We start from the raw sequence: 11450 nt of genomic DNA, 5'->3' as shown, positions 1-11450 counted from the left end.
CCCGGGCGACGATCATTTCAAAAAATTGTGACGATAGCAGCAACGCGTAACGAAATTATTCAAAAAATCGTTCAAGACCAGAATTTTCTCTAGCCGCCTTCGCTTACTGAATTCCGCCGCTCTCAAGCTTTCAACGAACTTGCCGATAAACCGTCTGTGAAGCCTTCACAGGCTGGCCCATGCGCGCGGGAGACGAATTGTAACCCGACTCGAAGTCTTATTATTCAGACGTTTAAGAACGCCTTCCGCCGCGCGGCTGGCGGAAAACGGCTGACCTATGGCGCGCCCTCGCCGGGGTGTATGTCTGGTGGCTAACTTATGGCGTCAAACTTCAGCGGGTATGATACGGGCGGTTCCGCATTCCGGGCGGCGACATCGGGGGTGGGTTTTCCCGATGCCATACGACTGCGAGCGTGCTTTGACTGGCGCCGACGCGGATGAATGACGTTAGGCGCCCGGTCGCCGAAATGGCGGCGTGACGCTTTTCCGCGTGGGCGGATGGAGTAGAAAGAAGATGAAGAGATTCCTGCGATTACTTGCGATGGCCGGCGGCGTGATGCTCGCGGCTGCTTCCGCACACGCCGACTGCTTCGACGAGGCAGCGAAGTATCAAAAGGTCAATCCGCTCATCTTGCGCGCCATCGCCTGGCAGGAATCGCACAACAAACCCGACGCCATCAACAAGAACGCCAACGGCTCGACCGACTACGGTCTGATGCAGATCAACTCGATTCATCTCAACACGCTGGCTCAATACGGTATCTCCAGCGGCACGCTGATGGAACCGTGCAAGGCCGTGTACGTGGCCGCATGGCATCTGCGCCAGAAGATGAACAAGTATGGCAATTCATGGCAGGCCGTCGGTGCTTACCATTCCGAAACACCCGCATTGCGCGACAAGTATTCCTCGCAGATCATCGATATCCTGCGTCGCTGGAAGTTGCTTCAGGCTTCCAAGTAAGTTCGGCCCGGCGCTCAGGCGCTTGCGTCCTTGCGCCTTTCATCTGCATTTGATGCAAAATCCCTTCTCCGACAGCGCGCACCGTTGACCATTGTCCGGCGTGTCGCTTCGCCTGTGCGCGGGGCTTGCCGTTTGCCGCGTGTCCGCCTGCCTCCCAATTGCCGCTCGCCGGTCATCATCGCAATGAACTCAACGCCACTCCCAGTCACCGTGATTTCCGGATTCACCGGCGCGGGAAAGTCCGCGCTCGTCAATGCCATGCTCGCCAACGATGAAGGCGTGCGCGTTGGCGCCGTTAGCGTCGCTCACGAAGCGGACCCGGTCGAAGCAATCGAGCGCGACATCGCAGCGCTTGCCGAACAGCAGCGATTCGATGCGATCGTCGTCGAGTTGCCGCCGTTCGTGAACCCGCTCGATATCGCGGAGCAACTTGCTTTCGGCGACGACGAGCAAGCGACGCTCGGCGGTCAGGCCGTGCTCGATACCTTCGTCACCGTGATCGATGCGGCGAGCTTCCTGCGCGATTACGCATCGACGGATTCGCTCGCGCAACGCGGCCTTGCATCGCACGATGAGGCGCACGAAGAAGGCAGGACGGTGGTCGAGTCGCTCATCGAGCAGATCGAATTCTGCGATGTCATTGTGATCAACAAGATCGACCTCGTCGACGAAGAGGCGCTCGAAACGCTCGCGAGCATTCTTCATGCGCTCAATCCGCGCGCGCTTCAGGTGCAGACGCAGTCAGGCAAGGCGCCCATAGCCGACGTGCTCGATACGAACCGCTTCGATTTGGACAACACGGCAAGCGCGCCTGGCTGGCTCGCGATTCTCAACGACGAGCATCCGTCGAACGGCGAGCCGGATGCGTCGGGTGTCGGGCATCTCGTCTATCGCGCGCGCCGGCCTTTTCATCCGCAAAGACTGTGGGAACTGCTGCATCGCGAATGGACGGACGTGTTGCGCGCCAAGGGATTCTTCTGGCTCGCCACGAGAAGCGAAGTGGGCGGGGCGTTGTCGCAAGCGGGCGGGACGCTGCGGCATGGTCCGGCGGGCGTGTGGTGGGCGGCGCAGGATCGCAGCGAATGGCCAACGGACGATCCCGAGCTCGAAGCGGATATCGTCGCGGAATGGTTCGGTGACCCGGATGACAACAGCGTTGGCGATCGCAGGCAAGAGCTGGTGCTGATCGGCCTCAATCTCGACGTGGCGGCATGGGACGCCAACTTCGATGCATGCCTGCTCACCGACGAGGAATGGCTGCTCGGCTCGGACGGCTGGCGGCATCTGAACGATCCGTTTCCTGCCTGGGATATTGACGATCACGAGCATGAACACGGCGATGACGATCACGAGCACGGTCCGGATTGCGGCTGCGACGGCCAGACGCACTGAGCCAAACCGCACGAGTCGAGCGCGCGAAAAAAAACCCGCCGAAGGCGGGTTTATGTGTTGCTGCGGTCTGTCTGCGCGCACGCGGATTAACCTGATTCCGAGGCGCCGCGCTAAGAGCGCGTAGCGCCACAATCGGCAAGAAACTTACCGCTTGTTCACTGCGTCCTTGAATGCCTTGCCAGCCGTGAACTTCACCGTCTTTGCGGCCGGAATCTTGATGGACTCGCCCGTCTTCGGATTACGGCCGGTGCGCGCTGCGCGCTTGCCCGAACCGAAGCTGCCGAAGCCGATCAACTGCACTGCGTCACCTTTCGAGACAGCCTTCTTGATCACTTCGAGCAGGGTGTCCAGCGTTTCGCCGGTTTGAGCTTTGCTTGCGCCGGTCTGAGCGGCTACGGCGTCGATCAATTCCTGTTTGTTCATTAAGGTTCCTTTATCAGTTTAGGTTGACACGAACAGCGCGAACGCGCCGATTATACGTGCGCGGGCCGTGCAGTCGAGTAGGGACGGCCTTCCGGCGCGCCTTTGCGACGAACTGGCGTTCTTTCGCGCCACTTCTACGGCCATGCTTCGCTTCATTGCCCTCGCGCCGCCTCTATACGCGGCGCTTGGTATGATAGCGCAGCGCAAACCCAATCAGGACAAGGGTTTCAAAGATTTACCCTTATATTTTCCGGGCTTGCGGGCGGTTTTTTTGAGCACAGAACTCCGGGGTGCGGTCCATGCTACGCGAGCTGATCATCGAATACGGGCTGCCGTTGGTTTTTGCCAACGTTCTGCTGGAATGCCTCGGTCTGCCGCTGCCAGCCTTGCCCACATTGGTTCTGACGGGCGCCATCGCAGTCACCGCGAGCCTCGGAAGAAGCGGTCTCACGGCCATGTTTCCCGCCTCCGCATTCGCGCCGCTCGTCGCTATCGTGGTGGTCGCAAGCACCGCCGCGTTGCTCGGCGACACCCTCTGGTTCTGGCTCGGACGCCGTTATGGCAGCCGCGTGCTGGGCGTTCTGTGCAAGCTTTCCATCTCGCGCGACACGTGCGTGAACCGCAGTCTCGACTTCTTCGGCCGCTTCGGCGTGCGTATTCTCGCGGTATCCAAGTTCATCCCCGGCCTTTCCACGCTGGCCATTCCCGTGGCGGGCGCGACCGGCGTCGGCTTCGGCACCTTTCTGTTTTATGACGCACTCGGCGCGATTCTTTGGTCGGGACTCGGCGTGACATTCGGCGCGATGTTCGCCGATCTCGTCGATAAGGCGCTCGCCCTGCTCGACTGGCTCGGTCGCGGCGTCCTGGCAATCGCGGTCGTCGTGCTCGCGCTTTATCTCGGCGCGCGCTGGTGGCGGCGCGTCACGTTGTTGCGACGCCTGCGCATGGCGCGCATCGAGGTTGCGGAGTTGCGCGCGTTGCTTGCGAGTGAACCACGGCCGCTCGTCATCGATGTTCGTCGCGGCGAGCGTCGCGCGATGGACCCGTATGCCATTCCGGGCGCGCTGCTGCTCGATCACGGCGGCATCGCGGCGCAGCTTGCGGGCATCGAGCGCGATCTCAAGATCGTGACCTACTGCGATTGTCCGAACGAAGTATCCGCGGCGTTGGCGGCAAAAGACCTGATCGCGCATGGTTTCGACGATGTCGCGCCGCTCTTCGGCGGTCTCGAAGCATGGCGCGCCGCCGGTCACGCGGTCGAACCGATCGCGCTCGAAGGCACGATGCCCAACGCCTTGCATGCGGCCAAAGCGCCGTCTGTCTAGTACATGCTCGATGTCTTGCCGTCTTCGTCCGGTATAGCGGACGCCATCGCTTCCCTTCCCTTTTCGCATGACCGAATCATCGTTGCCTACGGACAAGCTTTTCGAGCTGCACGATCTTCCCGCGCGCTGGCGGCATCGGCGCGTCTTTATTTTCATCGATACGCAATTCGCGCACACCAACCGCTTTCTCGACATCTGGCGACGTTGGCGTGATGACAACGCGCGCTGCGAACGTCTGCATGTAGTCGTCATCGTGCCGTTGCATGCGCTCGATGCAGCGCCGTCGAAGAACGGCGACCCGCTCGCGGACGCACTGATAAACGCCTGGCCGATGCGCGTCTCCGGCATGCATCGGCTCGAATTCGATGCAGGGCGCGTGGTGCTGACGCTCGCCATCGGCGATGCGAACGACATGCTGTCGAGACTGTGGCTGCGCGCCGATGCTTTCCATCTCGACGCCGCCGCCTTCGACAATCCGCAATGGTTGTGCAAGGGCATCGCGCGGCTCGCGGGCGACGATGCAACCGTATCGGCGACGAACATCGCGGACGCCGCCTCGTTGCGACGCGCATTGGAGGCTTCGGGTTTCACGTGTGCCGACGACCGAAGCGCGCGCTTCGCCCCTCGCTGGCGCGTGCGTCGTCACGAACCGCCGCGCGCGTCCGCTGTCCAGTCGCGCGAAGCCATCGTGATCGGCGCGGGACTCGCGGGCTCTGCAATGACATCGCGTCTCGCGGCGCGCGGCTGGCATGTCACGCTCATCGACCGGCACGCGCTGCCCGCGCGCGACGCGTCGGGCAATCCGGCTGGCGTGTTTCATCCCATCGTCTGGCGCGATGACAGCGTCGCCGCGCGGCTCACCCGTGCGGGCTTTTTGTTCGCGCTGAGTCAGTGGCAAGCGCTCGAAGCGCGCTCATACGACTTGCAACGTAGCCGCGATGGCTTGCTGCAAATCGCGGACACGCCCGAAGACGCCGCCGCGATCGCCGACGCCATCGCCCGTTTCGCGTATCCGCGCGACTACGTGAGTTCGGTATCCAGCGCCGATGCATCGAGTATCGCAGGCGTGGATGTCGCGCGCGGCGGATGGTTCTTCCCGCACGGCGGCGCGATCTCGCCGGCATCGGTCTGCGCGGCGCAGCTTGCCGATGCCGGCGCCGCGCTAACGACGCGAATGAACACGGAAGTGGCGCGCATCGAACGTGATGGTGACAACTGGCGCGTCTTCGACACGCACGACGCGGAGGTCGCGCGAGCGCCGATTCTCGTGCTGGCGAACGCGCATGAAGCTGCGCGACTCGCACATCTCGATGATGCAACGACGAGCAGCGTGCGCGGACAACTCAGCATCCTGGACAGCACCACGCTCGATGGATTGCGCGTTCCCGTCATCGGCGAAGGTTATGCGGTGCCTTTGGGCGAACGAGGCACGCTGATCGGCGCGACCTATGACATCGACGATCCCGATATCGAAGTTCGTGACGCAGGGCATCGGGAAAACATCGAGCGCGTTGGAGCCATGCTTCCGGCACTGCAAGCGACGGCGCATGTGAAGCAAGGCCGCGTCGCGTTCCGTTGCGTGACGAGCGACCGCATGCCGATGATCGGCCAGTTCGCCGATGCAGCCGCCGCGCGCGCCGACGCCGCCCGCCTCAAAGGCGCGTGGCCGCTCGACCTGCCGCGCATGCCGGGTTTGTATGGCGCGTTTGCCTTCGGTTCGCGCGGGCTCGTCTGGGCGACGCTCGCCGCGGAACTCATCGTCTCGCAGATCGAAGGCGAACCTTGGGTCATCGAACGCGAACTCGCCGAGTCGATCGATCCCGCGCGCTTTTTATTGCGAGCGCTGCGTCACGGTCAATTCGACGCAACGTAGTTATCCAAGCCGGGTTGTGGATAAGACCCGGGTTTGCCGAAGAACGAGTTGTGGACTCGTTGTGCACGTAAACGGGACAACCTGCACGAGTGCCCGAGCGTCCCGAAAGTTGTTCAAAGTTGACCGCCATGCCTGAACATGTTTACCGCTGCGTTCTGCTTTTCACAATCGCTTGTTTGGAAAGGAGAAATTGGTCTTATCCACAGGTAAGGCAGGTGCTTGTTAACTACTACTACGTGTATATACAGTAAACCTGTAAACACCTGACACAGAGGCTATCGGAAGAGAGAAAACGAATCCGCAAACCGCCGGCCGGTCAGCCTTGCCGCCTTCGCGTGTGCGCGGTGTCGCTTTTACTTCATAAAAATCATGAGCCTGGACTTCCCTGTCACGGTCATCGAGGTATGGCACAATCGCGCTTCTTCCCGCGTCGCGCCGTTCAGACGGCGACCGCTTCAACGGAACGATGAGCGCGCGCCACGAATCTGATCAACCAGGCCGCGCTGTCGTCTGGCCGTCGGCCCGCCTCCGGGCAAGCGCCGCTTGTCTTGCCCGCATCCGTCACCATCTCAATGCGCGCGAGTCGTAAGCCGCGCGATGGCGAGCCGGGTGCGTCGTCTAATTCGTGCACGGCTGGTTCCGTGACGCCGTGTTCGTTCGCTTTCGTTTCATTTGAATGAACTCATTCGCCTGAACAGGCGAGCCGCTCGGATGCGCCGCGCGCGCAAAGTCACGCAACAGAACGTGCATCCTCTGCTGCAACGAAGGAGAAGCAAACACGATGAATTCGGCCTTTTCGTTTTTGCCCGCCTGGCCGCTCGAACCCAATGCCATTCTTTGGGCAGGTCTTGCGCTCGTCACCGCCGGCCTCGCCGGAGAATTGCTCTGGCGCGCATGGCGTCTGCCGCGTATCACGGGCTATGCGGTCATCGGGCTGATCGCCGGTAACGCGGGACTCGGTGTGATCGACGTCAGCGCAGGCGCCATCTCACGGCCTCTGCTAGATGTCGCGCTTGGGCTATTGCTCTTCGAACTCGGCGGCCGGCTCGATTTGCGCTGGATCCGCCGCAATCCGTATCTGATTCTGTCGAGCATCGCCGAAGCCACGCTTACCTTCGGCTTCGTGTTGATTGCGTTGATGTTATGCAACGTGCCGACAATGCCTTCGATCGTCATCGCGGCCATCGCCATGGCGACGTCGCCCGCAATGGTCATCCAATTGAAGACCGAATTGCGCGCCGAAGGACAGGTTACGCAGCGTCTTCTCACGTTGACCGCGTTGAACAGCATGTACGCGGTGATCGTCGAAAAGCTCGCGGCCGGCGTGTTGCATCAGGAAATTTACGGCAATGCGTTTGCAACCATCCTGCAGCCGCTTTATCTGCTGATCGGTTCGCTCGTGCTGGCCTTCCTGCTCGCGCGTGCATGCAACCTGCTGTATCGGCGTCTGAATGCGAACGACGAGCACTCCTTCGTCGCGTTGTTCGGTCTCGTGCTGCTGGCTATCGCGATCGCGCATATCTTCAAGCTGTCGATCATTCTTGCGCTGCTTGCAGCAGGCATCATCGTTAAGAACGCTGATGAAAAGCCGCAACTCTGGCCTACGCATTTCGGTTCCGCTGGATGGCTGCTGACCGTCATTCTTTTTGCGCTGACACTGACGTCATTCGAATGGCGCGATATCGCGCTTGGCGGTGTAGCGGCGCTCGCGCTGATCGTCGCGCGCTTCATCGGCAAGCTGGCCGGCGTGATGATTTTCGCAAAGCCGAGCGGCCTCGACTGGAAGCAGGGCGCGGCGTTGGGCGTCGCGCTCACGCCGATGTCCGCGCTTGCCTACCTGCTCGTCGACGACATGTACGTGCTTTATCCGAGCTACGACCCGACGCTTCGCGCGATCGTCATGTGCTCGATCGTCGTGCTGCAAATCGTGTCGCCGTTCCTGGTGTACCGTAGCCTGTCGGCGGTGGGCGAGCGGCGCGAATAGGCGCCGCACCGCACCGCACGGGCATTGAATTTTTTAGAGGCGTCATGGCACTCGAACCATTTATCGACTCCGAGCCGTTCACCTTCGGCGTGGAGCTTGAGATCCAGGTCGTCAATACGCACGACTACGATCTGACCCGCGCCGCGTCGGACCTCATGCGTCTCATCAAGGACGAAGAGATTCCGGGCAACATCACGCCGGAAATCACCGAAAGCATGATCGAGCTTTCGACCGGCATCTGCACGACGCATGAACAGGCCGTCACCGACCTGCGCAAGATTCGCGATACGTTGGTCGCGGCGGCGGATCAACTCAATGTCGGCCTTGCCGGCGGCGGCACGCATGCTTTTCAGCAATGGAGCGACCGGCAAATTTACGACGCGCCGCGCTTCCAGTACATCTCCGAACTCTATGGCTACCTGGCCAAGCAATTCACGGTGTTCGGCCAGCACGTGCATATCGGCTGTCCGGACCCGAATAGCGCGCTGTTCCTGTTGCATTCGATGTCGCGCTATATTCCGCACTTCATAGCGCTTTCGGCATCGTCGCCATATATCCAGGGTGTCGATACCGGCTTCCATTCGGCCCGGCTTAATTCGGTATTCGCGTTCCCGCTTTCCGGACGCGCGCCGTTTGTCCTCACGTGGGACAGCTTCGAGGAATACTTTTCGAAGATGGTGCACACGGGCGTCGTGAACAGCATGAAGGACTTCTACTGGGATATCCGGCCGAAGCCGGGTTTCGGCACCATCGAGGTTCGCGTGATGGATACGCCACTTTCTGTCGATCGCGCTGCGGCGATTGCTTGCTATATACAAACGTTGTCGCGGTATTTGCTGCTCGATAAACCGCTTACGCCGCAAGAAGACGATTACCTCGTCTACACATTCAATCGTTTCGAAGCTTGCCGCTTCGGTCTGGAAGGCACTTGTGTGCATCCGCAGTCGGGTGAGCGGCACACCATCGGCGAAGATATTCTCGCAACGCTGGATGTACTTGCACCGCATGCCGAAGCATTGGGTTCGCAAGCGGCGCTCGCGCAAATCGCGGACATTGCACGCGGTGGCATGAATGACGCCACTTGGTTGCGCGGTGTATTCGACAAAGAGAAGTCGCTCCATGAAGCCGTACGTCAGCAATGCCTGCAATGGCGCGCATGACGCTGCCCTTACACACGCATTGAAGTGAGAATCAAGACGAAAGGCCGTTTCGATGAAAGTCGAAACGGCCTTCGTGCTTTGAAACTTCGGTCTCGCTATGTTGTGTATGAAACGCGTGCATGCGGAACTTAGGAATAAGCTCGTTGCCTGAACGTTACGTGAATCGTTACGGCATCTCTAAGGTTTCCCGTGAGAAGTCCGTATACCTACGTAATAGAAGGTAACGAGGGCTGCGCGACGCTATGGAAAACGTTAAAAAGCGCTGCAAGGTCAACGAATTGGAAAAACGATAAGGCGGTGAATCAAAGTTGAATGGATGCGCGCGGCCAAGGATAAGACAAAGGGTGGTCGAAAGATGTCTTGGCTTATCGAGAATTCGCTCACAACCAAACGCTACGTTTTTCCACGGGTTATCCACAGTTTTGCGTGAATAATTAAGGTGTACGTTTGTTCTAGGTCGCTTAGAATGGCGACGTTGCCGACGGCGCGTCATAGTCGGCAAAAACATAGCGCCGCAACCGGTCACTTTAGACGCAAAGCAAGATTGTCGAGCAGGGTGGTGAAGTGGCTGGTGACAAGATGGCGCATAACGAAGAGGGTTGCATGTCCCCCATTCAGGCAAAGCGAATTGGCTTGGTACGCCTGAATTTTGAGACGGCGGGGACCACGACCTGAAGGCGGTCTTTGGAATACTGACAGCAATGCACAGGCAGCAGGTTCCTGGGGCGGCTTAGGGGACGTGGTGTTCGTTGGTTAGCGAACATGCCGTCAAAACCCATAAGCGGAACAACAAGCGAAAGATCATGAGTGAAGGTTTATACGGAGAGCAGGCGACGGGGCGGGTGACCCACGGCCTGCTGAGGCTGAGCACAGCGATGCGCAGCCAGGCCTGGGAATGGGCGGAAGGCGCGGGGCTTACGCCAACCCAGGGTGAAATTCTCGTACTGCTGATGCAGCGCAAGGGGCCTATGCGCCTCGGCGAGATTGCACGGGAAACCGCGCTGACCGCCGCGACCACCAGCGACGCCGTGAGCACGCTCGAAGGCAAGGGGCTCGTCGAAAAGCGCCGTGCACTCGACGACGGTCGCGCACTGGCGGTGCGTCTGACCGCACGCGGCCGCACGGCCGCCAAGCGCGCGCTGCAATGGCCGGACTTCCTCGCGAAGGCGGTCGGCACATTGCGTGAGGAAGAGCAAGCGGCGCTTTACCGCAGCTTGCTCAAGACCATCCGCCAGCTCGAAACACAACAGCAGATTCCGGCGCATCGGATGTGTCTGTCGTGCGCGCATTTCCAGCCGAGCAAGAATCCGAAGAAGGTGCTGCATCATTGCGCACTGCTTCAGATCGACATGGCGGACACCAATCTGCGTCTCGACTGTTCGGTATACGAAGAAGCCGACGTCGCCACGCAGAAGAAGAGCTGGAAGGTCTTCGCGCAAATCGCCTGAACGGCAACGGCCCGGGACAACCCGGGTCGATCGGTGCAAAGGTACGCTGTGAGGCCGCGTCGAGTCGGTTAGACTGTGCGCGTCGCGCCTCCTGGCGAGGCGCGGCTCGTCTCTACTCCGCAGTCCGAGCCACGGAAACCCGCCGATGAAACATGAAGTCCTGGCGATTCGCCACGTCTATTTCGAAGATCTGGGCAGCCTCGAACTGGTCCTCGGCGACCGCGGCCATCTCGTGCGTTATCTCGACGTGGGCCGCGGACGCATAGACGCGCCCGATCCGCTCGATGCATCGCTCATGGTCGTGCTCGGCGGGCCGATCGGCGCCTACGACGATGCGCAGTATCCCCATCTGGCTCCGCTTTTGTCGATGCTCGAAAAGCGCATTGCGGCGGGCTTGCCGACCATCGGCATCTGTCTTGGCTCGCAGCTGATCGCGCGTGCGCTCGGCGCGCGCGTGTATTCGTCGGGAAAGCTGGAGCTCGGCTGGTCGCCGCTTGCGCTGACCGACGCCGGGCGCGCGTCGCCGCTGCGTCATCTCGAAGCTGACGGCAAATCCATTCCCGTATTTCACTGGCACGGCGACACCTTCGATTTGCCGCAAGGCGCGAGCTTGCTTGCATCGACGGAAGCTTGCGCGCATCAGGCGTTCTCGTGGGGCGAGCATGTGCTTGCGCTGCAGTGCCATCCCGAAGTGCTGCCAGACCGGTTCGAAAGCTGGCTCGTCACCTATCCCGCGAATATCGCCAGGAGCGGCGCCACGGCCGTCACGCTGCGTGAAGAGACGGCGCGCCACGGTCCCGCCCTCGAACGCGCGGCGCGCGCCATGTTCCACGAATGGCTCGACAAGTTTACCTGCACCGAACGTCAGGGCTGAAAGTCAAGGC

Annotated in this window: 9 protein-coding genes; 8 read left to right on the top strand and 1 reads right to left on the bottom strand. The window is 60.7% G+C overall.

Annotation, left to right across the window (positions count from 1 at the left end; translation table 11 throughout):
* Positions 1-514: 514 nt before the first annotated feature.
* Positions 515-961 carry a lytic transglycosylase domain-containing protein gene (locus NCR40_RS13515; protein ID WP_250492851.1) on the top strand — a complete coding sequence of 149 codons (447 nt, stop codon included), beginning with the start codon at positions 515-517 and terminating at the stop codon, positions 959-961.
* 183 nt (positions 962-1144) lie between these two features.
* Positions 1145-2353 carry a GTP-binding protein gene (locus NCR40_RS13510; protein ID WP_250466220.1) on the top strand — a complete coding sequence of 403 codons (1209 nt, stop codon included), beginning with the start codon at positions 1145-1147 and terminating at the stop codon, positions 2351-2353.
* Between the two features lie 144 nt (positions 2354-2497).
* On the opposite strand, the gene NCR40_RS13505 is transcribed toward NCR40_RS13510, so the two are convergent.
* The gene (locus tag NCR40_RS13505; protein ID WP_008352404.1) at positions 2498-2776 is read right to left on the bottom strand and encodes an HU family DNA-binding protein; all 279 of its coding nucleotides are present in this window, start codon (positions 2774-2776) and stop codon (positions 2498-2500) included.
* A gap of 299 nt (positions 2777-3075) precedes the next feature.
* Here NCR40_RS13505 and NCR40_RS13500 point away from each other — a divergent pair, with 299 nt between their 5' ends.
* From NCR40_RS13500 to NCR40_RS13475, 6 genes are all read left to right on the top strand, one after another.
* Positions 3076-4101 (top strand): DedA family protein/thiosulfate sulfurtransferase GlpE, encoded by a 1026-nt coding sequence (locus NCR40_RS13500; protein ID WP_250466218.1) that lies wholly within the window; start codon positions 3076-3078, stop codon positions 4099-4101.
* A gap of 67 nt (positions 4102-4168) precedes the next feature.
* Complete coding sequence (mnmC, locus tag NCR40_RS13495; RefSeq protein WP_250509689.1) at positions 4169-5974, top strand: bifunctional tRNA (5-methylaminomethyl-2-thiouridine)(34)-methyltransferase MnmC2/FAD-dependent 5-carboxymethylaminomethyl-2-thiouridine(34) oxidoreductase MnmC1; 1806 nt, start codon at positions 4169-4171, stop codon at positions 5972-5974.
* A 781-nt stretch (positions 5975-6755) separates the two neighbouring features.
* Entirely contained in the window at positions 6756-7958 is a 1203-nt protein-coding gene (locus tag NCR40_RS13490; protein ID WP_250466215.1) for a cation:proton antiporter, read from the top strand.
* Between the two features lie 44 nt (positions 7959-8002).
* Positions 8003-9118 carry a YbdK family carboxylate-amine ligase gene (locus NCR40_RS13485; protein WP_244826634.1) on the top strand — a complete coding sequence of 372 codons (1116 nt, stop codon included), beginning with the start codon at positions 8003-8005 and terminating at the stop codon, positions 9116-9118.
* Positions 9119-9921: 803 nt separating this feature from the next.
* Positions 9922-10566, top strand: coding sequence for a MarR family winged helix-turn-helix transcriptional regulator (locus NCR40_RS13480; protein WP_244826633.1), 645 nt, complete (start codon positions 9922-9924; stop codon positions 10564-10566).
* A gap of 145 nt (positions 10567-10711) precedes the next feature.
* Positions 10712-11440, top strand: a complete 729-nt coding sequence (locus NCR40_RS13475; protein ID WP_250509688.1) for a glutamine amidotransferase — start codon at positions 10712-10714, stop codon at positions 11438-11440.
* Positions 11441-11450: the final 10 nt, after the last annotated feature.

Source organism: Caballeronia sp. GACF4 (genome assembly GCF_023631025.1).
Taxonomy (GTDB): domain Bacteria; phylum Pseudomonadota; class Gammaproteobacteria; order Burkholderiales; family Burkholderiaceae; genus Caballeronia.
This window is presented reverse-complemented; position numbering and strand designations above follow the sequence as displayed.

What these genes read in the sequence shown, in the direction of transcription:
- NCR40_RS13515 (WP_250492851.1), top strand. Translation starts at nt 515, where the DNA reads ATGAAGAGATTCCTGCGATTACTTGCGATGGCCGGCGGCGTGATGCTC.
- NCR40_RS13510 (WP_250466220.1), top strand. Translation starts at nt 1,145, where the DNA reads ATGAACTCAACGCCACTCCCAGTCACCGTGATTTCCGGATTCACCGGC.
- NCR40_RS13505 (WP_008352404.1), bottom strand. Translation starts at nt 2,776, where the DNA reads ATGAACAAACAGGAATTGATCGACGCCGTAGCCGCTCAGACCGGCGCA.
- NCR40_RS13500 (WP_250466218.1), top strand. Translation starts at nt 3,076, where the DNA reads ATGCTACGCGAGCTGATCATCGAATACGGGCTGCCGTTGGTTTTTGCC.
- mnmC (WP_250509689.1), top strand. Translation starts at nt 4,169, where the DNA reads ATGACCGAATCATCGTTGCCTACGGACAAGCTTTTCGAGCTGCACGAT.
- NCR40_RS13490 (WP_250466215.1), top strand. Translation starts at nt 6,756, where the DNA reads ATGAATTCGGCCTTTTCGTTTTTGCCCGCCTGGCCGCTCGAACCCAAT.
- NCR40_RS13485 (WP_244826634.1), top strand. Translation starts at nt 8,003, where the DNA reads ATGGCACTCGAACCATTTATCGACTCCGAGCCGTTCACCTTCGGCGTG.
- NCR40_RS13480 (WP_244826633.1), top strand. Translation starts at nt 9,922, where the DNA reads ATGAGTGAAGGTTTATACGGAGAGCAGGCGACGGGGCGGGTGACCCAC.
- NCR40_RS13475 (WP_250509688.1), top strand. Translation starts at nt 10,712, where the DNA reads ATGAAACATGAAGTCCTGGCGATTCGCCACGTCTATTTCGAAGATCTG.